This is a genomic window from Rhodococcus sp. MS13 (assembly GCF_013277835.1).
GTDB lineage: Bacteria > Actinomycetota > Actinomycetes > Mycobacteriales > Mycobacteriaceae > Rhodococcus_F > Rhodococcus_F erythropolis.
On record NZ_VBTL01000004.1, the window covers coordinates 354174 to 378691 of the forward strand.

At 62.6% G+C, this 24518-nt stretch carries 27 protein-coding genes; 10 read left to right on the top strand and 17 right to left on the bottom strand.

Annotated features, from left to right (window positions below; translation table 11 throughout):
* Nucleotides 1–23 precede the first annotated feature (23 nt).
* Nucleotides 24–365 carry a hypothetical protein gene (locus FEZ59_RS10040; protein WP_021345529.1) on the bottom strand — a complete coding sequence of 114 codons (342 nt, stop codon included), beginning with the start codon at nt 363–365 and terminating at the stop codon, nt 24–26.
* A 142-nt stretch (nt 366–507) separates the two neighbouring features.
* On the opposite strand from FEZ59_RS10040, the gene ilvD reads away from it, so the two are divergent.
* Nucleotides 508–2202 carry a dihydroxy-acid dehydratase gene (ilvD, locus tag FEZ59_RS10045; RefSeq protein WP_003940201.1) on the top strand — a complete coding sequence of 565 codons (1695 nt, stop codon included), beginning with the start codon at nt 508–510 and terminating at the stop codon, nt 2200–2202.
* A 13-nt stretch (nt 2203–2215) separates the two neighbouring features.
* Here the strand turns inward: ilvD and FEZ59_RS10050 are convergent, their stop codons facing one another.
* Complete coding sequence (locus FEZ59_RS10050) at nt 2216–2872, bottom strand: hypothetical protein (protein ID WP_020970777.1); 657 nt, start codon at nt 2870–2872, stop codon at nt 2216–2218.
* A gap of 74 nt (nt 2873–2946) precedes the next feature.
* A complete protein-coding gene (locus FEZ59_RS10055) occupies nt 2947–3666 on the bottom strand; it encodes a DUF6319 family protein (protein WP_080909614.1) in 720 nt (239 codons plus the stop codon).
* A gap of 161 nt (nt 3667–3827) precedes the next feature.
* Here FEZ59_RS10055 and FEZ59_RS10060 point away from each other — a divergent pair, with 161 nt between their 5' ends.
* Nucleotides 3828–4958 carry an adenylate/guanylate cyclase domain-containing protein gene (locus FEZ59_RS10060; RefSeq protein WP_081341447.1) on the top strand — a complete coding sequence of 377 codons (1131 nt, stop codon included), beginning with the start codon at nt 3828–3830 and terminating at the stop codon, nt 4956–4958.
* A 4-nt stretch (nt 4959–4962) separates the two neighbouring features.
* Here FEZ59_RS10060 and FEZ59_RS10065 read toward each other — a convergent pair whose 3' ends face one another.
* A complete protein-coding gene (locus FEZ59_RS10065; RefSeq protein ID WP_019745284.1) occupies nt 4963–5613 on the bottom strand; it encodes a TetR/AcrR family transcriptional regulator in 651 nt (216 codons plus the stop codon).
* A 56-nt stretch (nt 5614–5669) separates the two neighbouring features.
* Between FEZ59_RS10065 and FEZ59_RS10070 the strand changes: the two genes are divergently transcribed.
* Nucleotides 5670–7214 (top strand): MFS transporter, encoded by a 1545-nt coding sequence (locus FEZ59_RS10070; protein ID WP_019745285.1) that lies wholly within the window; start codon nt 5670–5672, stop codon nt 7212–7214.
* Here the strand turns inward: FEZ59_RS10070 and FEZ59_RS10075 are convergent.
* Nucleotides 7202–7714 carry an Lrp/AsnC family transcriptional regulator gene (locus tag FEZ59_RS10075; RefSeq protein WP_003939810.1) on the bottom strand — a complete coding sequence of 171 codons (513 nt, stop codon included), beginning with the start codon at nt 7712–7714 and terminating at the stop codon, nt 7202–7204. The genes FEZ59_RS10070 and FEZ59_RS10075 overlap by 13 nt on opposite strands.
* Before the next feature lie 195 nt (nt 7715–7909).
* On the opposite strand from FEZ59_RS10075, the gene hppD reads away from it, so the two are divergent.
* Nucleotides 7910–9115: a 4-hydroxyphenylpyruvate dioxygenase gene (gene hppD, locus FEZ59_RS10080; protein ID WP_007732631.1), complete on the top strand. Its 1206-nt coding sequence runs from the start codon at nt 7910–7912 to the stop codon at nt 9113–9115.
* A 6-nt stretch (nt 9116–9121) separates the two neighbouring features.
* Here the strand turns inward: hppD and FEZ59_RS10085 are convergent, their stop codons facing one another.
* The 5 genes from FEZ59_RS10085 to FEZ59_RS10105 all read right to left on the bottom strand — a co-directional run bounded on the left by FEZ59_RS10085 (nt 9122) and on the right by FEZ59_RS10105 (nt 14075).
* Nucleotides 9122–9772: an NUDIX hydrolase gene (locus FEZ59_RS10085; RefSeq protein WP_020909123.1), complete on the bottom strand. Its 651-nt coding sequence runs from the start codon at nt 9770–9772 to the stop codon at nt 9122–9124.
* Nucleotides 9769–11055: an adenylosuccinate synthetase gene (locus tag FEZ59_RS10090; protein WP_021345534.1), complete on the bottom strand. Its 1287-nt coding sequence runs from the start codon at nt 11053–11055 to the stop codon at nt 9769–9771. Before FEZ59_RS10090 ends, FEZ59_RS10085 begins: the two co-directional genes overlap by 4 nt.
* A gap of 12 nt (nt 11056–11067) precedes the next feature.
* Nucleotides 11068–12054 (bottom strand): hypothetical protein, encoded by a 987-nt coding sequence (locus FEZ59_RS10095; protein WP_031333795.1) that lies wholly within the window; start codon nt 12052–12054, stop codon nt 11068–11070.
* A 5-nt stretch (nt 12055–12059) separates the two neighbouring features.
* The gene (locus tag FEZ59_RS10100; protein WP_021345536.1) at nt 12060–13091 is read right to left on the bottom strand and encodes a hypothetical protein; all 1032 of its coding nucleotides are present in this window, start codon (nt 13089–13091) and stop codon (nt 12060–12062) included.
* A gap of 84 nt (nt 13092–13175) precedes the next feature.
* Nucleotides 13176–14075: a LysR family transcriptional regulator gene (locus FEZ59_RS10105; RefSeq protein WP_021345537.1), complete on the bottom strand. Its 900-nt coding sequence runs from the start codon at nt 14073–14075 to the stop codon at nt 13176–13178.
* 188 nt (nt 14076–14263) lie between these two features.
* Here FEZ59_RS10105 and FEZ59_RS10110 point away from each other — a divergent pair, with 188 nt between their 5' ends.
* Genes FEZ59_RS10110 through FEZ59_RS10115 form a run of 3 tightly spaced genes read left to right on the top strand, consistent with a single transcriptional unit; the run spans nt 14264 to nt 15424 of the window.
* Nucleotides 14264–14902 carry a hypothetical protein gene (locus FEZ59_RS10110; RefSeq protein WP_172932589.1) on the top strand — a complete coding sequence of 213 codons (639 nt, stop codon included), beginning with the start codon at nt 14264–14266 and terminating at the stop codon, nt 14900–14902.
* Nucleotides 14899–15078, top strand: coding sequence for an SDR family NAD(P)-dependent oxidoreductase (locus FEZ59_RS30010; protein WP_020909129.1), 180 nt, complete (start codon nt 14899–14901; stop codon nt 15076–15078). The genes FEZ59_RS10110 and FEZ59_RS30010 overlap by 4 nt, the downstream gene beginning before the upstream one ends.
* A gap of 1 nt (nt 15079) precedes the next feature.
* A complete protein-coding gene (locus tag FEZ59_RS10115; RefSeq protein ID WP_019745294.1) occupies nt 15080–15424 on the top strand; it encodes an SDR family oxidoreductase in 345 nt (114 codons plus the stop codon).
* Between the two features lie 15 nt (nt 15425–15439).
* Here the strand turns inward: FEZ59_RS10115 and FEZ59_RS10120 are convergent, their stop codons facing one another.
* Complete coding sequence (locus FEZ59_RS10120) at nt 15440–16201, bottom strand: SDR family oxidoreductase (protein WP_020909130.1); 762 nt, start codon at nt 16199–16201, stop codon at nt 15440–15442.
* 198 nt (nt 16202–16399) lie between these two features.
* Between FEZ59_RS10120 and FEZ59_RS10125 the strand changes: the two genes are divergently transcribed.
* A complete protein-coding gene (locus FEZ59_RS10125) occupies nt 16400–17176 on the top strand; it encodes an SDR family oxidoreductase (RefSeq protein ID WP_003940546.1) in 777 nt (258 codons plus the stop codon).
* 110 nt (nt 17177–17286) lie between these two features.
* Here FEZ59_RS10125 and FEZ59_RS10130 read toward each other — a convergent pair whose 3' ends face one another.
* The 6 genes from FEZ59_RS10130 to FEZ59_RS10155 are packed head-to-tail and all read right to left on the bottom strand — an operon-like array spanning nt 17287 to nt 22951.
* Complete coding sequence (locus FEZ59_RS10130; RefSeq protein WP_020970788.1) at nt 17287–18108, bottom strand: MaoC/PaaZ C-terminal domain-containing protein; 822 nt, start codon at nt 18106–18108, stop codon at nt 17287–17289.
* A 14-nt stretch (nt 18109–18122) separates the two neighbouring features.
* On the bottom strand, nt 18123–19301 hold the full coding sequence (locus FEZ59_RS10135; protein WP_020909132.1) for a lipid-transfer protein: 1179 nt from the start codon (nt 19299–19301) through the stop codon (nt 18123–18125).
* Nucleotides 19301–19729, bottom strand: coding sequence for a MaoC family dehydratase (locus FEZ59_RS10140; protein WP_172932591.1), 429 nt, complete (start codon nt 19727–19729; stop codon nt 19301–19303). Before FEZ59_RS10140 ends, FEZ59_RS10135 begins: the two co-directional genes overlap by 1 nt.
* The gene (locus FEZ59_RS10145) at nt 19726–20841 is read right to left on the bottom strand and encodes an acyl-CoA dehydrogenase family protein (protein WP_172932592.1); all 1116 of its coding nucleotides are present in this window, start codon (nt 20839–20841) and stop codon (nt 19726–19728) included. Before FEZ59_RS10145 ends, FEZ59_RS10140 begins: the two co-directional genes overlap by 4 nt.
* The gene (locus tag FEZ59_RS10150; protein WP_172932593.1) at nt 20841–21788 is read right to left on the bottom strand and encodes a MaoC family dehydratase N-terminal domain-containing protein; all 948 of its coding nucleotides are present in this window, start codon (nt 21786–21788) and stop codon (nt 20841–20843) included. The genes FEZ59_RS10145 and FEZ59_RS10150 overlap by 1 nt, the downstream gene beginning before the upstream one ends.
* Nucleotides 21785–22951 (bottom strand): acyl-CoA dehydrogenase family protein, encoded by a 1167-nt coding sequence (locus FEZ59_RS10155; RefSeq protein ID WP_172932594.1) that lies wholly within the window; start codon nt 22949–22951, stop codon nt 21785–21787. Before FEZ59_RS10155 ends, FEZ59_RS10150 begins: the two co-directional genes overlap by 4 nt.
* Before the next feature lie 130 nt (nt 22952–23081).
* On the opposite strand from FEZ59_RS10155, the gene FEZ59_RS10160 reads away from it, so the two are divergent.
* Together FEZ59_RS10160 and FEZ59_RS10165 are read left to right on the top strand one after the other, a co-directional pair.
* Nucleotides 23082–23540 carry a nuclear transport factor 2 family protein gene (locus FEZ59_RS10160; RefSeq protein ID WP_141488376.1) on the top strand — a complete coding sequence of 153 codons (459 nt, stop codon included), beginning with the start codon at nt 23082–23084 and terminating at the stop codon, nt 23538–23540.
* A 115-nt stretch (nt 23541–23655) separates the two neighbouring features.
* Complete coding sequence (locus FEZ59_RS10165) at nt 23656–24513, top strand: MetQ/NlpA family ABC transporter substrate-binding protein (protein WP_172932595.1); 858 nt, start codon at nt 23656–23658, stop codon at nt 24511–24513.
* The last annotated feature ends 5 nt before the right edge of the window (nt 24514–24518 follow it).

The window sequence follows — 24518 nt, forward strand, 5'->3', positions numbered from 1 at the left end:
AAGTTTGACCGAGTCGATCCCGATCACAACCGGTAGTCGAGGGCCGAGCCTCGAACCACACCGACCTTGACTCCGATGTAACCGCCGAGTGCACCCCCGGCCGCGATCAGGATCCAGAACGCCGGCGGAATCAGTGCCTCGGACCCGTCGATCTCGGAGAACGCGGAATAGCCGACGATCAACGCACCGAACAGCACGGGCAGTATCAGCAGTGCGGCAAAGAAAGTCACCCACACCGATACGAAGCGGCCCTTCCACCGGGCAATCTCGTGCAGAACCGTCAGAACAACCAGGAAGACGCCACTACCGGTCAAGACCGCCGCCAGAACTGCAAACCCGAAAGCTGAAATCAGTTCCGACTCCACCTGAATCCCCCTGTACGTCAATCACCTGCACACTCAGCCCCGACTGCGATGCGACGAGTCTATTCACGACGGACGACGTCTGTTGGCAACTCGAGTCGCTCGTCTGCCGGAAAGACATCCTGCTGACGCCTATGCTTGGAAAATGACCGAACCCGACATCAAGCCCAGAAGTCGTGACGTCACCGACGGACTCGAAAAGACCGCAGCGCGCGGCATGTTGCGTGCAGTAGGAATGGGTGACGACGACTGGGTCAAGTCGCAGATCGGCGTCGCCTCGTCCTGGAACGAGATCACACCGTGCAACCTGTCCCTCGATCGCCTGGCCAAGGCCGTCAAGGAAGGTGTCCGGGAGGCCGGTGGATTCCCCCTCGAATTCGGCACCATCTCCGTTTCCGACGGCATTTCGATGGGTCACGAGGGCATGCACTTCTCCCTCGTCTCCCGTGAAGTGATCGCGGACAGCGTCGAGACCGTCATGCAGGCCGAGCGCCTCGACGGATCGGTTCTTCTCGCCGGCTGCGACAAGTCGTTGCCCGGCATGATGATGGCGGCGGCCCGCCTCGACCTCGCCAGCGTGTTCCTCTACGCCGGCTCCACCCTCCCCGGCGTCGCCAAACTTTCCGACGGCAGCGAGCGGGAAGTCACCGTCATCGACGCGTTCGAGGCTGTGGGCGCCTGCTCGCGTGGACTGATGAGCCGCGCCGACGTCGACACCATCGAACGGGCGATCTGCCCGGGCGAAGGCGCGTGCGGCGGCATGTACACCGCAAACACGATGGCCAGCGCCGCCGAGGCCATGGGAATGTCGCTGCCCGGCAGCGCTTCACCGCCCGCACCGGACCGTCGCCGCGACGGATTCGCCCGCGAGAGCGGCAAAGCCGTTGTCGAACTCCTTCGTCGGGGCATCACCGCCAGGGACATCCTCACCAAGGAAGCGTTCGAGAACGCCATCGCAGTAGTCATGGCGTTCGGCGGATCCACCAATGCGGTGCTCCATCTCCTCGCGATCGCGCACGAAGCGTACGTCCCGCTGACGCTCGACGACTTCGCTCGCGTCGGCGCGAAGGTCCCGCACCTCGCCGACGTCAAGCCCTTCGGAAAGCACGTCATGACGGACGTCGACCGTATCGGCGGCGTCCCCGTCATCATGAAGGCATTACTCGACGCGGGACTCATGCACGGAGATTGCCTGACCGTCACCGGCAAGACTGTTGCGGAGAACCTGGCGCACATCACCCCGCCCGATCCGGACGGCAAGGTCCTGCGGGCGATGAACAAGCCCATTCACCCGACCGGAGGCATCACGATCCTGAAGGGCTCGCTCGCTCCCGGCGGCGCGGTGGTCAAATCGGCAGGATTCGAGTCTGATGTATTCGTCGGCACTGCACGGGTTTTCGAACGTGAACGTGCCGCAATGGACGCGCTCGAAGACGGGACCATCACTGGTGGCGACGTCGTCGTCATCCGCTACGAGGGCCCGAAGGGTGGTCCCGGAATGCGCGAGATGCTGGCCATCACGGGCGCGATCAAGGGTGCGGGTCTCGGCAAGGACGTCCTGCTGCTGACGGACGGACGATTCTCGGGCGGCACCACCGGCCTGTGTGTCGGACACGTTGCGCCCGAGGCCGTGGACGGCGGTCCCATCGCGTTCGTTCGCGACGGCGACCAGATCCGGCTCGACGTGGGTACCGGACAACTCGAGTTGTTGGTCGACGACTCCGAATTGGAAGCCCGCAAGAAGGGCTGGGAGCCGTTGCCGCCTCGCTACACACGTGGTGTGTTGGCCAAGTACTCCAAGCTCGTGGGATCAGCCTCGGGTGGAGCAGTGTGCGGCTGATCCCAGCTCGCAGCTAGATGGGCCGGTACCCGGCGCCGACGCCTCCGTGGGCATTGATCGTGTCCACGATGGAGGTCATGTTGGTGCCGAGTTCCGGCCCCAGGCACGGCACCCAGAGGTAGGCGTTGACCATCGCGACCAGCGTCGTGCCGACCGTGACCGGGGCTCCCGAATCACCGTGGTCGACGCAGATCTGAGTCCAGGTGGATGCGTCGGCGCTCAGGTCTCCCCAGACGACGCCGCAGGTCGTGCCCGTCGTACGGCCTTCCTTACAGGCTGTAGCCGGGAAGCTGGCCGGAGCGCCGATCGAGGTGATGGTTGCCGCGCCCACCGTTCGAACTGGCGTGACCTTGCCCGGATCGAACTGGATGACCCCGTAGTCCAGGTCCGGGTTCGACTCGACGAACGTGCCGACCACGCCTGCGTCCTCGTTGCTTTCCGGGATCACGAACGATCCAGGACCACCGCAGTGACCTGCGGTGATACCCACGAGTCTGCCGCCGTTGTCGTGCCCGATAGTGGTCAACGTGCAGACCAGCTGATTGTCGACGATGATGCCCGAACCACCACCCATGGGCGTGGGTGCAGCAACCGCGTTGCTGCTGACGATGAACCCGAGTCCGAGTGCCAAGACCAACGCTGCCAGAGCCGAAACAATTCGCTGCAACATCACAATCTCTCCGCCGGTAATCTCCCCGCTGCAAAAAACGCATACCCCGGAAAGTGCGGACCTACGCAGCGTTTCTAGTCGGTAGCTCCGAGCGCTTCGAGCATCTTGCGTGCCTCCTCGAGCTGGCGACTCAACTCGTCGACTCGCGCTGCAGCCATGTCCCGTGCAGCGACGATGATGGACTCGACAGCTTCGATGGCGGTGGGCTCACCCAACTCGCGGACAGCTCGCTCGACTGCATCGGGTGCGACCGGAACTGCTTTGCCCGGACGCTTGGCGCCCTGTGTGACCGTCACGCTCCAGTCGTTGTCCGCGCCCGCATGGATGGTGACGCTGATGCCGGCCGGCAGTTTCTTCGCACGCTTGACGGCCGGACGAGGTGTCGCGGCAGGGGCAGCAGTGGTAGTCGGTACCGGAGCGGGTGCAGGCTGCGCACGCGGCTTCGGTCGAACAGGCTCTACGAGTGGCTCCATCAGGGGCTCGGACTCCACAACTGGTTTGGGCCGTGGCGCCGGTCTGGCCGGCGCCGCGGAGACGCGGTTGATGCGCAATTCCTCTGCCTCGAAAGGCAATTCGTCGTTCACGCCCTTGGGGCGGATCATCACGGTGTTGCCGTCCACCGACACGACTTTCGCCGAGGTACCGGCTTCGATCCCCAGGCTGGGAGTCGCCTCGCGCAGATAGACGGTGGCGCGCTTGCCTTCGGCGACAGCCGTGGCGAGCGCTGCCAGATTGTCCGCAGTGAGGTGATCCGGCGTTGATGCGGCAGCGCCGGAACGTCTACGGGGTGGCATGCGCAGGTCCTTTCAGAAGTATCTCGTGCATTTCAGTATCGACAGTGCTTTTCTCGGGGCAACTCTTGCACAAGCCACCGACGTGTTGACTCTCACCGCCCGCCTGGGCCCGAGGATCCGTAGGCGGTTCGGCCAATTCAGTACTGTTCTCGGGGCACCGCGTGGAAGATGGTGGACAGAAATTTGTTGCGGCAAGAAGGAGCACGGTGAGCAGTTCGGAGTCAGAGTGGATCGACGAGGTCACCGAACCCGCCCCTGCTGAATCTCACGCTGCTGAGCCGATCGACGTCGATGCTCATCTGCTCAGCCGGATTCAAGCCGACATCGAGGAGTCCCTCCTCGGCGGACCGCGCTGCTTCACACAGTCGCAGATCGCGGAATTCGCCGGGGTGACACGCGAGCGCGCCGATCGTCTGTGGGTGGCGATGGGCTTTGCCGTCGACGAGGATCCCGACGCGGTCATGTTCACGCAGCAAGACGCCGACGCCCTCAAGACCATCACCGACATGGTCAATCGAGGCGTCATCTCACAGAACAGTGAGGTGGCAGCTGCCCGTTCTCTCGGACAGTCGATGTCGAGGTTGGCGGAGTGGCAGGTATCGCTGATCAGCACACACATCATCGATCAGCTTGCGGACTCGGTGGATCACGAACCCGACGCCATCAGAAATGTCGTTCTGAGCCTCGGCGCCGAGATCATTCCCGCTGTCGAATCTCTGCAGACGTACGTATGGAAGCGTCACGTCGCGTCGTCGACGGGCCGCAACGTGGGAAACCCGGGCGAAGAAGTCGCGAGTCGCGTTCTGGTCGTGGGTTTCGCCGACATCGTCGGGTACACCTCGCTGACTCGCGGCCTCGACTCCGCCGAACTCAACGATCTGCTCGAGCGGTTCGAGTCCGCGTCCACCGAAATCATCGGACGCAACTACGGCTGGGTGGTCAAGACCGTCGGTGACGAGGTCATGTTTGCCGCCGAGAGCCCCCACCACGCCGCCGAGATCGCCTTGCAGATCCAGCAGGCGGTCCTCGCCGATCACGACGATCCACAGCTTCGGGTAGGTCTGGCCATGGGTCCGACGTTGGTTCGCTTCGGAGATCTCTACGGTTCGGTGGTCAACAAGGCCGCGCGCCTGACCAGCTCCGCTCGCCCCGGCACCGTGCTGATCGACTCCGAGCTGGCCACCCAGCTCGGCTCGGACGCCAATTTCAAACTGCGACACCTTCGTCCGCGACGAGTGCGCGGCATCGACCGCCTCGAGCAGTACGTGCTACGACGCAATCTGGAGCCGTGAGCTGTCAGCTCGACACTCCGCGTGCAGCCAGAAAATCGTCCACGATCTGCTCACACGCGGCCTCCCCGAGAGGCGTCAGCGTGGCCAGCTTGGTGAGCACCAAAGGTCCGACCAACTGAGCAAGTGCGACGTCGTAGTCGTACTCCCCCAACGCTTCGATCGCATCCGGCGAGCGCAGGATCCGATCGAACGCGTGACGGTACTGCTCGAAGACCGTCTGGCGCAACGATCGCAATTCGGGCTTGTCCGTCGACAGGGCGTCGACGCTCGAGTAACCCTTCAGCTCCGGCCCCAAGCCGAGCCAGCACATGGCCGTCACCTGGATCGGTGCGCTTTCGATGGCCTTGGCCTGACTGGTCAACAACTCGAGCAATTGCGCGCGGAGGTCACCTTCCCCGGACATCTCGGGCACCGGCGGTAAGAGGCGAGCAAATGCCGCGGCGAGTAACTCCGTGCCGCTGTCGAAATGCCGATACAACGTCGCACGTGCGACGTTGGCCAATTTGGTGACGGCATCGATCGTCACCGCGTCCACGCCGCCTTCTGCCAGCAGCTTGGTCGCCGCGTCGAGCAACCTGGACCTGGAACGCTGTTTACGCGGATCCTCGTCGCTGACCTGCTTGTCGATTTCCTGCTTGTCGATTCCCGCCGTCACAACCTCAGTTATACCCACTTGGGGGTTGTGGAACTTCTGTTCTTGTAACGATACTGATGGTCTTGTTTCTATCGGGAGGTTTCGTGAGTAGCGATACGACGCTCGAACAGTCCACGTGGACCATCCGACAGATCTGGATGCTGACGGTCGCGTGCTGCGCCGTCGCGCTGGTCGTCGCAGCGATGGCCGCTCTCAACACGGCCCTTCCCGACTTGGCCCGCGATACCGGTGCAACACAGAGCCAGCTCACGTGGATCGTGGACGGGTACACGCTCACGCTGGCTTGTCTCTTGTTGCCGGCGGGCGCACTCGGCGATCGATACGGTCGACGAGAACTGCTCATGTTCGGACTACTCGTTTTTGCTGCCGGCTCGTCGATTCCGGTCTTCGCGGACGAACCGTCGTGGATCATCGTCTCCCGCGTGATCTCCGGCGTCGGCGCCGCATTTGTCATGCCGGCGACGCTGTCTCTACTCACTGCAGGTTTCCCGCCGGCGCAGCGTGCCCGTGCCGTCGGAGTCTGGTCCGGCGTCGCAGGGTCCGGTGCAATCGCCGGACTCGTCGTCTCCGGGCTACTCCTCGAAAAATGGTCCTGGCATTCGATTTTCGTCAGCCTGGCCGTCGTCTCGGTCCTCATCCTCGTGGTGTCGTTCACGATCGTGACGTCGAAGGACACGGAGGCAACTCCACTCGATCTACCTGGTACAGCGCTGATCGCCGGCTCGATCGGACTGTTCGTCCTGGGGATGATCGAGGCGCCGGCCCGTGGTTGGCTCGATCCGGTAGTTCTCGCGTTGCTGGTCGGCGGAATTGCCATGGCCGCGGTATTCAGCTGGGTCGAATTACGTACTCGCCATCCACTTCTGGACGTGAGACTGTTCGCCAATCGCGCATTCGGCAGCGGCGCAGCGTCACTGACCCTGCAATTCCTGGCGACTTTCGGCTTGTTCTTCCTGATCGTGCAGTATCTCCAACTGGTGCTCGACTACTCCCCACTGCAATCGGCGCTCGCCCTCATGCCGATCGCTGTGCCAGTGATGGCGTTGTCCGTGGTTGCGCCCCTACTGATTCCGCGTATCGGCCTTCGCGCTCTCACCGCCACCGGTGTTGCCTTCCTCGGAACCGGAATTGCACTCTTGACGCGCTTGGACGCCAGTTCGACCTACGCCGAGGTCTGTGTCCCCTTGGTAGTAGCCGCTATCGGATTGGGCTTGTCGACAACCCCCGCCACTGCTGCGATCGTCTCCAACGCACCAGACTCCAAACAGGGTGTTGCCTCAGCAGTCAACGACGCAACCCGTGAGATCGGCTCTGCCATCGGCGTTGCACTGGCGGGAAGTATCCTCGCCGCCGGCTATGGCAATCACGTCCAGCCCGCGGTCGACTTGCTGCCCGAACCCGCCAAGGAACCGGTATCCGGTTCTCTGGCCGCCGCTCTCCATGTCGCCGAAGCAGCCGGACCGCAGGGTGCCCAGTTGGCCGAATTCGCCCGTGAAGCCTTCATCAAAGGCATGGATCAAGGAGCACTCACGCTCGCCGCGATCATGTGGGTATCCGCGATCGTTCTGGGATTCTGGGCTCCGGGTCGTCAGCGAGACTGACCGCCTCGTCGGTATGCCGGGGCCTTGGTCGTCTGCTCCGATTGCAGAGTCTGCAGGAGGGGCATCGACCGGAGCGGCACCACAACCGAGAGAACCATGACGCTGGTCGACCGGGTGGCTATCCCCGACCGATTCAGTTCGAGCAGCGTCGCTTGCAAATCCTCGTGCGACGCAGCGGCAATCCGGCACAGCACGTCGCCGGAGCCTGTGGTGGCAAAGGCTTCGAGCACACCGGGGATTGCCTCGAGTTCCGCGGTGACGGTGTCGAGCGCCCCCTGGGCGATCTGCAAAGTCACGAATGCTTGTACTCCGAAACCCGCTGCAGCCAAATTGATGTGTGGCGCGTATCCGGCGATGACGCCCGCATCTTCCATCCTTTTCAATCTCGCCTGCACTGTCGCCCGCGCCACCTTGACCTGACGCGAAAGCTCCAACGCACCGGCCCTCGGGTGCTTGTTCATCGCGTCCAACAGAGCCAGATCCACTGCGTCGAGATTCACGTCCGCTCCACCCGTCGTTCAACTATGCAAATTGCCTACAAAACAGTGCCACCATCTTCGCATTCCGGCGCTGTGTCTACTTTCAACTACCTCCGTTGACTACCCAACCTCTGAAGGACTTATCTGTTTGTACTGGCAGTGCCGAACATAACTCGAGCACCGCGCTGTGTACATCGCACTCAGAGGGGACTCATCATGACCGTCGAACAGACTCTCACCGACGACGAACAGCTGGCCGGCCTGGATCTGGAGCAATTGCGCCAGTTGGTCGGCTTGGTCGAGTACGACAGCGATCACGATCCCTTCCCCGTGAGCGGTTGGGACGGCCTCGAATGGATCGTCGGAAATGCCACGCAGACTTCACATTTCTTCCAGTCCGCGTTCGGCATGGAATTGGTGGCCTATTCAGGCCCGTCGACGGGAAACCGCGACCACCACGCGTTTGTACTCAAAAGCGGGGCCGTGCGGTTTGTCGTCAAGGGCGCTGTGGATCCGGCAAGTCCGCTGATCGAACATCACAGCCGTCACGGCGACGGTATCCGCGACATCGCGCTCAGCGTCCCTGACGTGGACAAGTGCATCGCACACGCCATCACCCAAGGCGCGACGGTGTTGAGCGAACCGCACGACGTCACCGACGAGCACGGCACCGTTCGCCTGGCCAGCATCGCGACGTACGGCGAGACTCGGCACACCCTCGTCGACCGTTCCCGCTACACCGGCCCTTACCTTCCCGGATACGTCGAACGGACGTCGTCGTACCGCAAGCGTGACGGCGCGCCCAAGCGAATCTTTCAGGCCCTCGACCACGTCGTCGGCAATGTCGAACTCGGCAAGATGGACCAGTGGGTCGACTTCTACAACCGGGTCATGGGATTCACCAACATGGCCGAGTTCGTGGGCGGCGACATAGCCACCGACTACTCCGCGCTGATGAGCAAGGTCGTCTCGAGCGGCAATCACCGAGTCAAGTTCCCACTCAACGAACCTGCCATCGCGAAGAAGCGGTCACAGATCGACGAGTACCTCGAGTTCTACCAAGGTCCCGGCGCTCAGCATCTCGCACTTGCGACCAACGACATCCTCGGAGCAGTCGACGCTCTGGTCGACGAAGGAATCGAGTTTCTCTCCACTCCTGCTTCGTATTACGAGGATCCCGAACTGCGCGCGCGTATCGGAGAGGTTCGAGTTCCGATCGAGGAATTGCAGAAGCGAGGCATCCTCGTCGACCGCGACGAGGACGGCTATCTTCTTCAGATCTTCACCAAGCCGATCGGAGATCGTCCCACCGTGTTCTTCGAGATCATCGAACGCCACGGCTCACTGGGATTCGGACTGGGAAACTTCAAAGCCCTGTTCGAAGCGATCGAGCGTGAGCAGGCCGCGCGGGGCAACTTCTGAGGCAGGTCAGCTGTTTTCGGTCCACGCCCAGACCACCGCGGGTCGCCCGGTGGCACTGACCCGGACTCGTTCGTCCGTACGTTCCAGCCCTGGCAACGCTTTGAGCGTCCGATTCAAGTTGCCCGGGTCCGGACGCACACCGGAAAGCTCCTCCGCCACGGCCAGCGCGTACGACGCCGGAAACGACGGACCCAGTAATGCACGCGTGAAAGCCTGATCTCGCCACAACAGGGTGTCAGCAAGGATCGGGCGGGTATCGGCGACTATCCGATTGTGGTCGAACGCAAGGTCTCCCGGGTTGTCCCAGCTCACCCATTCGGCCGAACCCGGCACCTCGTCCGACGAGATCACTGCCCACATGGTCACCGAGAGCGTCGGACCGCGGGGGTCGCGATTGGGTTCGTCGAACACGGTCAATTGACCGCTGACGAGGATCTTCTCGTCGGGAATTCCGAGCTTGGTGGTCACGGCTCGCCTGGCGGCGTCCTGCAACCGCTCACCGGCGCCCAGCAGTACACCGGGCAGCGCCAACTGCCCGGTGTACGGCTCCGCTTGCCGCGGAGTGACGGCAAATCGCAACATCCCGGGTTCCGGATTGCCGAACCGGAGCGCGATGACATCGATCGAGACAAGTGACTGGTCCACACCGTCCATCATGCAGGCACTGGGCATCGCACCTGACGATCGACCCGGTCGGCACCGTTCGCGGTCAGCACTACCGGCGCACCCATTTCCTCGCTCAGATACCGGGCGAAATCCTCCGGGTCGGCCGGAAGTTCCTTGGGCACGACCCCTACGGCTTTCAGGGAATCTGTCAGCGCCTGCTGGTGATCGAGATCCTTCCACTCTCCGACGGGAACGAACGGCAATCCTTCGTACGCGTGCACCCCGTGGATCGGGATGCCTGCAGCCCGCACGCGATCCATCGCGTCGAGATGAGTAAGCGCTAAGCCGTCGACGCCACCGCTCACCTCGATTGCGTAGTGCAACAACAACTCGTCGAGGTGGCCCGTCCGGAATCCGCCTTGATACTCACCCGTCCCGTTGTGCAGCTCGGGCAACACCTTCGCCAGCTCCGGATCCTCCGTCGGGAACGGCCCAGCTCCGTGTCGTGTCATGTAGGTGCGGGTGACGCCGAGTACGTAACTGTCCCGGCCCAACTCGTCGATCATCGCTCGCGCGTTGGACGGCTCGACCGTCGACCACGTGGTGTGCGGGTGAAACCCCCGCCACTCGTCGAGAAGGACACCTTGTGCCCCCTCGAACACCAGACGACCACCGGCACCCAACGCGCCCAGCGCATCCGGGTCGGCGATGTCCACGACGGCACCGAATTCGGCGTACATGTCGACCATGTCGTCGATCGGCGGAAACCCGTGGCGACTCTCCGCGATCAACGGTCCGTAGAATGTGGCCAACGCCGACAACTTACGACGCAAGGACTCAGGTCGCCGGCAGTCTCCCACCGTAGGCGCACTCGCAACTTCGAGCGCATACGCCGCCGTCTCACCGATCCCCTTGCCACACGAGCCGTGTCGGTTATCGCCGCGAGCATCCTCACGGGCCCTGTTGGCGGCCACGTGGATCGGCGTCGTCAACAATGCGCGCGCGTCGATCCGTATCAAATCGAACGGATTTCGAACTCCGAGCGCTTCCAGTGCACGTGCTTCCCGTGCGAGCGCGATGGGCTCGACCAACACGAATTTCGAGAGAAACGTCGGGACGCCGGACAGCGATCCCGAGCCGAACTGCGAAAACGTGTGGTGGCGCTCGCCGGCCGTCACGTTGTGCGCTGCCTGTGCCCCACCGTTGAAGCGGACCACTGCGGCCACATCCAGATCGGCTCGATCGGAGCAAAGCCAATCGACGGTTGCTCCCTTCCCTGCATCTCCGAACCCGAGGTCTACGACGACGATATCGCGGTCTTCGAACGGCTCCATCATGTTCTCCTTCTAGGCGAAATCGACATCGTCCGTGCCGGTTCCGAGATCGCGGGGCAACCCGGCCACCGTCGCGGTGCTGCGCCCTGGGATCAGGGCGAGAGCCTTGCCGACAGTCTCGGCTTCAGCTCTTGAACCGATGTCGCGGAGATCCGCCAGTCCGTCACGCAGGTCGATGCGGTCCTCGCCGATTCCGACCGTCAGCGCGATCAGTTCGCACACCGCAGCGGGATCGTCGAGTTTGACGAAACGTTCACCGAGCAACGTCTTCCAGTGATCCGCGATTTCCGGATCGTTGAAGTACGACGACTGATCAGGCAGAACGAAGTAGACATTCCATCTTTCTTCGAGTTCACGGTAGATCGACGGAACCGATACGTCCTGACGTACCTTGTCCCCGATCACCGAACGGATGTGACGAGCCGAGAGCCGCGGCTTGTTCAGCTCGTCACCGATGATGAAGAGGTAGCCTTTCCTTCCACGCTTCTCCCAGGCATCCGTACTGGTGCGGCGCGCCATGAAATACGCTGCCAATTCATAGCTTTCCGACTTCTGTCCACCACCGTTGCCCTCGAGGAAGATCGTCCGAAGCTGCTCGTCCATCGCGTTACCCGACTCGAACTGGCCGACTTGTAGTGGCACCTGATCGGAATCGGCGTCGCCGATACCACCGAACAGGATCTGCGGATCATCCGCATATCCCTTGCGTTGCAGCAGCCCGTGCAGCTTTCCGAGCTTGTCCTGCATGATTCGAGGAACGGCGCCCATCGAGCCGGTGACATCGAAAAGCACTGCTATCGGGAGAGAATCGGGGTGCCCGTCCGAGTCTCGGCATTCACGCTTGTCGACGCCGAAGGGGTCGAGGGTCGGGTCCGCTTTCCAACTGCTTCGCGGACGCGACCGAAGCGAATCGGTGTAACCGAAATCGTCGACACCGCGTGCGGCACGAAAAGTCTTGCCCGCCAAATAGGTGTTGTCGTCCCAGTATCCGTAGCCCATGACAATCACTGTCCTTTCGTGGATGGAACGGCGAACGGACGAAATGTCCGCTGGCCATAGAGAAGATCGAGGAGTTCGTCGAACTCGCCAAGTAGGTCGACCGCGTCGGGACGCAATCTCGGGTTGTCCTGCATGCAGCCGTCGGCAAACGCCTTCATCCGTTCGTGGGCCTGCTCGCCCAGCATTCGGAGCATCAAATGATGAGCCATGTAGACGTCCCAGGCCGGAGACGCTCCTTCGCCGAGTTCCGGTGGGTACGAATCACGATCGGAACCGATCGTCGCCACCGGGCGGCTGCCCGTACGGGTGGCAAAGGACCAGCCGACCAGCACCACCCCGTGCCGGTCAGGCTCGATAAGCACGTTCTCCGCGGTAATCGCGGTGTGCACCCAACCAGTCGTATGCGCTGCTGCCAGAGCCCGAAGTAGCCGTCGGTGCATCCACGCCCAGTCCCGTGGATCGAGGCCACCTGGATACGCCTCACGGACGTCGGCGAGACTCACAAAACCTTCGGTCAGATCGTCCAACACATCGATCTGACGTCTCGTGCCGCTGCCCACATGGGTGATTCGATCGATCAATCGCGGGAAGTACGAGACTGCCCAACCGGCTTCGCACGAATTCTCGATGTCCGTCAACACATTCCGTTCGGCCTCGATCATCGAGTTCGCCCGAGGGTTTCGCGGAATCTTCAGTACGACACCGGCATCGGACCGGTACAGGTTAGCGACCGAGCCGCGCGCTACCAGTCCACCCAACGTGTACTCGCCCCGCTCGCCTACATAAACGGGTCGAGAATCTGCCGGCTCGAACTCCGCTGCCCAACTGCGGTATAGCTCGTTCAACCGAGATGTTGCGGCCGAGTATCGCACCCGATCTTCGGGCTTCGCCCGGTCCGGATGAATGGCGGAGGCGAGCCGATGAAAACGACGCTTCGCAGCGCGACGGGTGTCGAGATCGCTGGAGCCTCCCCCGAACACATCGGCCGAAACTCGTGCTGCCTCGACGATTTCAAGTGCCGTGCTGATCGTTTTCATGGTTTTAGTCTAACTGACTAAAACGAAGACGGCAAGAATGCGTATTTCATCCGAGTACATGCGCATCACATCAGGACACGGCAATCACCTGGCGGCACCCTGGGCCGCAACAGCTTTGCGTAGCTCGATCACTGCCGGACTGCTGTCGCCCTCGCGGGTACACAGATCGATCGAACACTGCTCGATGTCGGAAATGCGCACGAAACTGATATCCGAGCGGGTGTAGTACTCGGCAATGGTTGCTGCCGTTATCACCACCGCCCGACCGTTGGCGACAACCTCGAGTGCTTCGTCCATCGTGCGGACCGAGGGACCGTACCGGACGGGTACACCACTCGGGCGCGGGTCCACCGACCACCATTTCACCCATTCGAGTGGTGCACCGTCACTCGAAACCTGCACCATCCCATCTATTTCAGAAATCTCGATGCTCGTACGGCCCGCCAGTCGGTGCCCTCGAGGCAGAGCCACCACCCGCGGTTCGACGCCTATCCGTTCGAGCACCACACCGTCGAGCACCGGCAGTGGCGGTCGCACGAATGCCGCGTCGACGGTCGCGCTCGCCACCGCGGAAACCTGTTGGGACCAATCCAACTGGACGAGCTCCACCTCCGCATGCAACGAATCGATCACCGCACGCCCCAAACTCCCGGCAGCCCCGTTGATGAATCCGATCCGCAACCGCCTGGCCCGCCGACGCTCGAGTGCGTCGAGACCGTTCATCGCGCGAACGGCAAACTCGAGAGCGGGCCGCGCATCCGCGACGAACACCTCACCCGCGGCGGTGAGCACCACCGGATGCGAACTGCGATCGACCAACTCGACTCCCACCTGCTCCTCGAGTCGACGAATCTGCTGACTGAGGGCGGGCGTGGTGACGAACAGCCGGTCTGCCGCTCGCCCGAAGTGCCCTTCCGCTACGACGACGAGCAACGAGGACACCAAACGCAGATTCAGATCTTCGCCTCTTCTCGCCTTCTTCATTACCGTCCATTCGGTTGTTTTCGACCCGCCGACCGACTTAAAGTGACGACCATCACGGTATCTGAACAGCGGAGTTAAGCAAACTGGCAATTCTCGAACGAAGATCTACATGTACAGCGAATGCCTCGCCAGGTCACAGTTGTCGCAGATCCGGACAGCCCGCCGAATCTGCGAAACCAGGAGATGTGATGAGCAAGTACGAGCACGAATTCGTCCACATGATGGATGGCGTCGAAAAGCAATTGGAAACCATCGACAATCCGCGGCACCAGAAGATCCTCCGTAACTACCGACGCCACGCCTTGCTCGAGGTCTCCGGTCGCTACAAGGAAATCCTCTCGCCGGACATGACCGTCGAAGAACCCGTCTACCGGTTGTTCGAAGACGGTCAGTCGATTGTCCTCGACGGCATGGACGCCGTCACCAACTTCTACCAGTCACTCGCCGAGACGGACACCCTTGTCATGTGGACCGGGAAGTCCGACTTCGCGGTATCGGACAGCGGGTTCTCGGGTGAGACACTCTTCAGTCAATTCGTTCCTGGATCGATCCTCGGAGACAGGGTGTTCGGCGCGGTGCACGAATCGGGCGGATCCACGTCCGCAGCCCCTGAACAGTCGTCGGGCATCGACTCCGACGGTTGGTATCTCGTACGTCGGACCTTGGCATTCGTCTGGCCGTACGACGAGCAGGGTCGACTCATCGGTGAGCACGTCTACGAAGATTCTGCTTCGAAAGTCGTCACCAAGGTGGATCCGAGCGAGGTCATCACGGCAGCGCGCGCAGCCGAACTGCTTGCCCCACTGCTCGAAACGCACCTGCCGTGAGCGCGCCCGTAGCCATTGTCACGGGCGCAGCGGCCGGGTTGGGCGCCGCTATTGCCGAGCGGCTTGCCGAGGACTTCGGCACCCTGCTTCTACTCGACATCGAAGAGGCTGCACTCGCCGACACCGCAGCACGCCTGGAAAGCCTTGGCGTAGATCGGTGCCCGCTTGGGCGGTGACATGCTCGCGCACTACGGACCGTCGAAGGCCGCCGTGATCGAGATGAGTCACAGCGTCGCCCGGATCGGCGCGACTCGAGGGCTCCGTTCGAACACGGTCATGCCCGGGCTGATCCTCACCGACATGTGGCTGCGAACCATCAAGGAACTGCGTCGGCGCGATGCTGCACTAGCGGGCGTTTCCGATGCTGATGTCTTCGATTCTTTTGTTGCCCAAATGGTTCCGATGGGTCGAGCCCAGACGCCCGGAGACATCGCCGAGATGGTCGCGTTCTTGCTCAGCGACAAGGCTCGCAACGTCACCGGGCAGACGATTGCCGTCGACGGCGGCGCCGTGATGACCTGATCGAGTCGATGGCGGTCAGCCCCAGCGCGACTGACCGCCGTCGAGCGGGATCGTGGCACCCGTCAGGTAACCGGCGTCTTCACTGACGAGGAAGACGACGGCACGACCGATGTCGGTCTCGGGATCTCCGACGCGTCCCAGCGGGATACCCGCGACAAAAGCCGCAGCCTCTTCCGGATTCTTGTCCATCCACCACTGCAACGCGGGGGTCTTGGCGTGCGGGGCAACATTGAGAACGCGGATGTTGTCCTTGCCCCATTCACAGGCGGCAGCGCGGGTCAACGAGCGCATGCCTTCCTTGATGGAACCGTAAGCGCCGTAGTTACTGGCATCCCAGCGCACGGCGGCCGAGGTGACCATGTTGATGATGACGCCGCCCCCACGACTGTTCATGTGCGGGTACGACGCCTGCATCATGCGCAGGGTGGCGAGTGGGCCCGTCGCGAAAGAACGCTCGAAGTCTTCGTCCAGCACGCTCAAGAGCGGGCCGGGCTTGCAGTCGTTGGCGTTGTTGACCAGGATGTCGATTCCGCCGAACAGTTCGACGGTACGGTCCACGGCCGCCGTGATGTCGTCCTTCTTGCTGACGTCACAAACCACGGCCTCACCGCGCGCACCGATGTCAGCGAGTAGTCCGCAGGTGGTGTGCAACTTGGATTCGGTGCGACCGGCAACGGCGATCACGGCGCCCTCTTTGGCCAAGGCCAGGGCAATCCCCTGCCCGATTCCCTGACCCGCACCCGTGATGAGTGCAACTTTGCCTTCGAGCTTGCCCATGTGACTACTCCAATGTCTGTCGACGCAGAGGTCCCTTTGCGGGAAGGACCGGTCGATTCTGGTGACTGCCGCCGTTTGTCGTCTACACTCGACCTACAAAACAACCAAGCACTTGCTTGACCCTAAGGTGTGCGACCACGTCGCGTCAATCACATTGGGCGGCAATTCAGCTCGGCACCGCACCAGGAAGGCTCCACCGTGACACTGCCCAACCCCGTCGATTTCAGCGGACGCTCGGTGATCGTCACCGGCGGCACCAAAGGCATCGGCTACGTCATCGCCGAAACCTTCCTCGCCGCGGGTGCGAACGTGCTGGTCTGTGGCCGTAACGAGCCCGAAAACCTACCCACCGCCGACGGCCGTAGCGCAGCCTTTCGCGCCACGGACGTCCGCGATCCCGCCGACGCCGCAGCCCTCGTCCAGGATGCCGTCGAGCGCTTCGGCCGTCTGGACGTCCTGGTCAACAACGCCGGCGGCTCCCCCGATGCCGATGCTGCGACGGTGTCACCCCGCTTCGTCGAGAAGATCGTGGCCCTGAACCTGTTGGCACCCTTCAACGTTGCCCAGGCCGCCAACGCAGTGATGCAGACTCAGGACGACGGCGGTGCCATCATCAACATCGGCAGTGTCTCGGCAATCGATCCGCAGCCCGGAACCGCGGCGTACAGCGCAGCCAAGGCCGGCCTCCTCGTTCTGACCAAGGCATTGGCCCTCGAATGGGCGCCGAAGGTCCGGATCAACCACATCACCACCGGCCTGATCCGTACCGAGGCTGCCGCCGAGGTCTACGGCGCCGACGGCGGCGCGGCGGTCACCAGGACCATTCCGATGGAGCGCATGGCCGTCCCGGCCGATATCGCAAACTCCTGCCTGTTCCTGGCGAGCCCACTCTCCTCGTACGTCAACGGCGCCGACATCGCCGTTCACGGCGGCGGTGAGTACCCGGCTCGCTACATGGCGACCCATCAGGACTGAACACAAGCACAGAGCAGCCCCTGAGCGAATCGCTCAGGGGCTGCTTCTTCGTGCAAACAACTGCGGGGCGCGACAAGGGGTCAAGCACCCCGCAGTTGAGTCTGGAGGGACTAGTGAGCGGAGAAGCTCACTCGTGCACCGGAAATCGCTACCTGATCACCCTTGGTGACCTGGAAAGCCAAGTCGTCGGGAGTTCCCCACGCAATGATGGACGGCGACTCACCCGGATGGATCGCCGCAGCGAATCGACCTTCGAGACTGACAAGATCAGCCGGATGCACTCCGGCGACCCGAGCAAGCTCGAGTGTGCTGGCGGCCAACGTACACAGCCCGTGCATGATCGGACGCGGCTGGTTGATCCGCGCCGCAGCCTCGGGATCGATGTGGATGTGGTGTTTGTCGCCCAGGAGCCGGTACATCGCCGTCTGGTTCTCCGCTGTGGTCAGCACACCGGTCAGCGAAGGCTCACCGGTCGGCTCCGCCGGACGTGAGGGTCCACGTTCTCCGCCGAATCCACCGGCACCGGGAGCAAAAAGTGACCAGGTCGCGACGAAGTATTCGCATTCCACCTTCACTTCGAACACCGCTGCTGCGCCCTTGTCCCACACCTCGCCGACCGAAGCCTTCAACGTCACCTCACCGCTACGCGGAAGCGGAGCAAGCACTTTCAACTCTTGCGAGCCGTGCAGTGCCGTCGAGGTGTCGAAGGCGCCCGCCGAGCCCAGAGCGTCGGGAGCCCACTGTGCCAGCGTCAGAGCAAAAGTCGGCAGTACCCGAAGCTGATCCTCGAAGACGAGGTCCAGCTCGGTTGACTTGGCGCCCACGGCGAGTGCGTACAAGATCGCGTCGCGCTCGGTGTACGCCACGGTGCGGGTGCCGAGATCGGCTCCGCGCCAATCGCCGGCGGTCTTCGCAGCTTCCGAAGTTGTCACTGTCATTTCCTCTCTTAAACAGCGCCCAGAACGAGACCGCTGGTGGGCACTGCCGTTCCGGCTGTGACCAAGACGTTTTCGACGCCATCGGGCTGATTGGTCGACGTTCCTCGGACCAGTCGCACACCTTCGGCAATTCCGTTGACGCCGTGCAGGTATGCCTCGCCGACCTGACCACCGTGAGTGTTGGACGGCAAGCGTCCACCGATCTCGAGGTTGCCTTCGCGAATGAAGTCCTTGGCTTCGCCTGGCTTGCAGAAGCCCAGTTCTTCGAGCTGCGGAAGCACCAACGGGGTGAAGTGGTCGTACAGAATCGCGGCGTTGATGTCATCAGGGGTCAGGCCGCTCTGGCCGTACAACTGACGAGCAACCAGGCCCATCTCCGGGATACCCGAGATGTCAGGACGGTAGTAGCTGGTCATCATGTGCTGATCCTTGCTACTGCCCTGAGCGGCGCCCTTGATGATGACGGGCTTGTTGGCCAGATCCTTTGCACGCTCGGCAGAGACGATGACCAATGCCTGGCCGCCGTCGGTTTCCTGGCAGCAGTCGAGCAGATGCAGAGGCTCGGCGATCCAGCGCGAGTTCTGATGGTCTTCGAGTGTGATCGGACGCTCGTAGAACCAGGCAGCCGGGTTGTTGGCGGCATGCTTGCGCGCCACCACTGCAACTCGTCCGAAGTCCTCACTCGTCGCACCGTACTGGTGCATGTAGCGGCGGGCGAACATGGCGACCCACTGAGCGGGAGTCGACAATCCCTGCGGAGTCATCCACGCATATGCCGCGCGATCCGCGGTACTGTCCATGGGGCGATCGTGCTGCCCAAGGCCGTAGCGCACACCGGAGCGCTCGTTGAAGGCGCGGTAACAAACCACGACGTCGGCAACACCCGTCGCAACTGCCATGGCCGCCTGCTGCACGGTGGCACACGCGGCGCCGCCACCGTAGTGAATGCGCGAGAAGAACTTCAGCTCGCCGAGGCCACAGTTGCGAGCCACAATGGCTTCGCCGTTTGTCTCCGACGTGTAGGTGGACAGACCGTCGACCTCGGACGGATCGATACCGGCGTCAGCGAGTGCCGCGACGATGGCCTCACACGCCAACTGCAGTTCGGTGCGGCCGGAGTTCTTGGAGAACTCGGTGGATCCGATGCCGACGATGGCGGCGGCTCCCGAGAGTGGGCTGATCGCCATCAGGGCCTCTCCTCTTCCTTGAAAGCGACTGCGACGGTGCCGGATGCATGGTTGCCGAGGCTGTTTGCACCCTGCACCTTGACCACGACCACTCCGTCTTCCTTGGACACGACCTCACCGGTCATCGTCATGGTGTCACCCGGGTAGTTGGGCGCCCCGAGACGAATGGCGATGCGGCGCAAGGTCGATGCAGATCCGGCCCAGTCCGTGACGTATCGACCGACAAGACCGTTGCTCGTGAGGATGTTCATGAAGACATCCTTGGATCCGCGCTCTTGGGCCAGGCTCGGATCGTGGTGCACGTCCTGAAAATCGCGAGTGGCGATTGCCGTGGCGACGATCAACGTGCGGGTCAGCGGGATCGTCAACTCGGGCAATGCCTCTCCGACAACGACGTCTGCGTAGCTACGACCGGCAAGAACGGTCATGCGAGCACCTCCACACCGGATGCGAGCTGCGCACCCAGACGCGCGAGATCGGAGCTGGAACCGCCGAGGGTGGCAGCAATCTGCTTGCCCCACAGGAGGTGACGGTGAACCGGGTAGTCGGTGTCGACGCCCATACCGCCGTGGACATGCGTGGTGCGATGCACGACGCGCTGTCCGCCGTCGGTTGCCCACCACTTGGCGACCAGTACCGAGGTGCCGAGATCCAATCCCTCGGAGATACGCCAGGCGGCCTGCCACAGTGTCACCCTCATCGCTTCGAGATCGATGTAGCAGTCAGCGAGTTGATGATTGACGGCCTGGAAGGTCGCCAGCGGACGGCCGAACTGCTTGCGGCCGTTCAGGTACGTGACAGCCTGCACGACTGCACCCGAGCCGACACCCCATTGAATTGCGGCCAATGCCAGCTCAACTCGGTCGATCAGCCACGGAACCGTGGTGCCGTCAGCCGCACCGATCAGCTGCGCGGGGGCACCGGCAAAGGTGACGTTGGCACAGATCTCCCAGTTGGTGGACTGCGTCTGTTCGAGCGTCACTCCTTCGGCATTCAGGTCCACAAGCAGCAGTGCCGTACCGGTGGAAGCGGTTGCCGAAACGAGAGCAAGGTTCGCGACGTGAGTCATCGGCACTACTGCCTTCTCACCCGTCACGGTCCAGTTGCCGTCGGCGTCCTGCTCGGCCGTGGTCAGCGGGTCGCCGCCCGTGTACGGCCCGAATTCCTCGAGCCCGACGGTCAGGAATCGACTGCCGTCGGCAACACTCGGAAGGAGCTCGGCACGAAGGGAATCGGAACCGAACTCGTTGACAGCCAATGCCGCAAGGGTCGTTTCCCAGATCGGCACGGCCGCAACGTGACGGCCCTGCTCCTCCAGCAGTGCGTACAGCTCGGACAAGCCGAGTCCGCCGCCGCCGAACTCCTCGGGCAGTGCGATACCGAGCAGGCCGGTACTCGCGAGTTCTCGCCACAGTTCGCGGTCGACACGCTCGGCGGAGAGTTCGATCTCCTTGGTGCGCTCGATCGTTGCCTTGCTGGTGAAGACCTCGTCGGCCAGTGAGCGAATCGCGTCCTGCTCTTCGCTGAAATTGAAGTCCATCAGTGCTCCTCGCGTACGGCCGGCCGGAACGCGGGAAGCGTCAGATCCGGGTCGGCGTCGATCCAGTCAAGTTCCACGGGCATGTCGACCACGACATCTTCGGGCGCGATACCCACCATGTTGGCGATCAATCGGGTTCCCTCTTCGAGTTCGATTACCGCAACGATGAGCGGGTAGTCGAACGCGTCGATCTTGGGGTGATGATTGACCACGAAGCTGTACACCGTGCCACGCCCCGACGCGTCGATCGTGTCCCACTCGAGTGACTGGCACTCGCCGCACATCGGGCCGGTGGGATGACGCAACGTCTTGCAGGACGTGCAGCGCTGGATCACCAGACGGTGCTCTTTGGCCGCTTCGAACCAGAAAGCGTTGTCCCCGTTGAGAGCCGGACGCGGACGCAGTGCGCGCGGAGCCTCCGGAGCCTTGGCTTCCCGCGGCTTGAACCGCAGTGTCCGCCACCGCTGCGTGCCGACAACTTCGTCGTCGCCGTTGCGGTACGTCTTGAGCGTCGTCACGAAGTGTCCGACGCCGAGTCCGGTCTTCTTTTCAGGGGAAATCGACTCGATGACCTCGGTGTAGTTCACGCGATCGCCTGGGCGCAGTTCGGCGAAGAACTCCTGATCGGAATCGGTGGCGACGACGGAACTGTAGCCGGCCGCGTCGAGGGTGGCGATCAGATCGGTCCACACCTGCGACGGGTCGTTGCCCGCCATCTTGTCGGTGAACGTCCGCATGATCCAGACCTGGAGCATCTGAGCCGGAGCGACGACGCCGTCACGGCCGGTGGCGCGGGCAGCGTCGTCGTCGAGGTAGACGGGGTTGGTATCGCCCATGGTCTCGGCCCAATGCCGGATCATGGGGATGTTGACCTCGTCGGGTCCCCAGGTTGTGGGAACAAGCGTCTGGCCGACAAAAGCGTCGAGTTGCGCCGAAATGTCGCTCACTTGCCCCTCTTTTCGCGAACGAGTCCCAAGCCGATGGTGCCGACCATGTCACGCAGAACCTCGTTGACGCCGCCGCCGAAGGTATTGACAACACCCTGACGCGAGATCTGCTCGATCTGACCGGCAAGCAAAGCGCCCGGAGACTCGGGGCGGATGCGTCCGGCGGAGCCGAGAATTCCGAGCAGAGTGCGGTAGACGTCGACGTGAGTCTCGGTCCCGTACGTCTTGGTAGCGCCGGCGTCGGCTCCGGAGAGCGTGTCCTGTGCGACGGCTGCCGTCATCTTCCAGTTCAGCAGTCGCATGGCCTCGAGCTTGGCGTGTGTACGAGCGAAGTCCTGCTGCACCCACGGGATGTTGATGGCGCCGTTTTCCTTGGCCCAGTCCAGAACCAGGTTCCACAGACCGTACGTGCGACCACCGATGGCCGCCAAGCCGATTCGTTCGTGATTGAGCTGAGCGGTGATGAGCTGCCAGCCGCCGTTGACCTCGCCGACAACGTCCTTCGACGGAACACGAATGCCGGAGTAGTACGTGGACGTCACCATCAAACCGCCGACGGTGTTGATCGGTGACCACTCGAAGCCTGCGTCCTCCGTGGGGACGATCAGGATCGAGATGCCCTTGTGCTTGGGGGCGTCCGCGTCGGTGCGGCAGGCCAGCCACACGTAGTCGGCGGTGTTTGCGCCACTGGTGAAGATCTTGTTGCCGTCGACGATCCACTCGTCACCGTCGAGAACCGCACGAGTCTTGAGTGATGCGAGGTCGGTGCCGGCCTCGGGCTCGGTGTAGCCGATGGCGAAGACGATGTCGCCGGCAAGAATGCCGGGCAGGAATCGTTCCTTCTGCTCTTCGGTGCCGTACTTCATCAACGTCGGCCCGACGGTATTGACCGTCACGAAGGGGAACGGCAGTCCCGCGCGCTGAACCTCGTCGAAGAACACGAACTGTTCTTCGATGGAGCGGCCCTGTCCACCGAATTCCTTGGGCCAACCGATGCCGAGCCAGCCGTCCTTACCCAGCAACTTCACGATCTCGCGGAAGTACTCGCCGCCCACACCTTGCTCGCCGGCCGCGCGACGCTTCTCTTCCGGCAGCAGCGCCGCGAAGTACGCGCGCAACTCCTTGCGGAGCTCCTGCTGCTCGGGCGATTCCCTCAGATCCATCGCTGTTTCTCCTATGGCATTCATGGCTGGCAACTCTTGGTCTGGACGCTAACCAGATGCCCAGGTGGGCGCTGTGAATGTCTCGTTGAGCGGGAAGCCGAAACATGAGCGGCGTCACATAGGGTGAGATATGCCCATGGACTCCTCGGATCGCGTCGCTCTCACCGACTTGGCCGCCAGGTATGCACAGGCCGTGGACCGCCGAAACACCACCGCGCTTGCGGCTCTCTTCACTGACGACGTGGCATTCGTCTTGCCGCCGGCATTGAACGGAACGGATGCGCCGACGGAGATACGTGGGAACACCGTCGTCAGCAGTTCGGTGGTCGACGCCGTCTCACATCTGCACTCGACCCGGCACATCGTCGAGCAGCAGATCCTCGACCTCGACAGCCCCACCACCGCGCACGGTGAGGCCTACTGCTCCGCTCACCACATCTATCCGCGGGGCGAGGGCCACCGGGACAACCGGATCGAGATTCGTTATCAGGACAGCTTCGAAAAGGTCGACGGCACCTGGTTGTTCTCGCGTCGTGAATTGGTAGTCGATTTTGCCGAGGACGTTCCGGTCATCCTGCTCGGACAATAGGTACAGGAAAAAATCGCGGTGATTCTGTATCTCCTCACGGGAGGTTTACCGGGCTAGCGTTCAGCAACTGTCACGCCATCTCGGCGTGACATTCGGCTATGTCTTGGAGATTCACATGTCACGCTCGCGCACCAGAAGATTCCTCGCTGCCTTCGCAGTGGCCGCCGTCGCAGTCGGAACCGTCGCAGCGTGCTCGAGCGACACTTCCTCCGATGAGAACGCGCCCCTTCGCATCGTCGCTTCTTCGGTTCCGCACGCCGAGATCTTGAAGTTCGTCGAAGATAAGGGCCTGCTCGGCGACACCAAGATCGAGGTCAGCGAGATCACCGGCGACCTCGACGCCAACGAGGTGCTCGAAGCGGGCGACACCGACGCCAACTTCTTCCAGCACGTGCCGTACCAGGAATCGTGGTCGAAGGAAAAGGGCGTCGACGACCTGGTCGCCGTGGCGAAGGTCCACGTCGAGCCCCTCGGTGCATATTCCAAGAAGGTCACCAACCTGGCCGACCTGCGCCAGGGCGCAACGGTCGCTTTGTCCAACAACGTGACGAACTTCGCCCGTGGGCTGTACCTGCTGCAGCAGGCCGGTTTGATCAAGCTCGATCAGCAGTTGGGCGCCCCCGGCACCGACATCACGCAGATCAGCGAGAAGAACATCATCGACAACCCCAAGGGACTCACGTTCACCCAGGTCGATCCCCCGCAGCTTCCGCGCACTCTCGACGACGGAAATGTCGATCTCGCAATCATCAACGGCAACTACGCAATCGAAGGCGGCCTCAATCCCGCCAAGGACGCACTGGTGCTCGAGAAGGCCGAGGGCAACCCGTACGCCAACGTCCTGACGGTTCGTACCTCCCTCGAAAACGATGCGCGAGTGCAGAAGTTGGCCGAGGCATTGACGTCCACCGACGTCGCGACGTTCATCGAGCAGACCTACCAGGGCTCGGTCATTCCGGCCAGCGCCACCTGATCGAG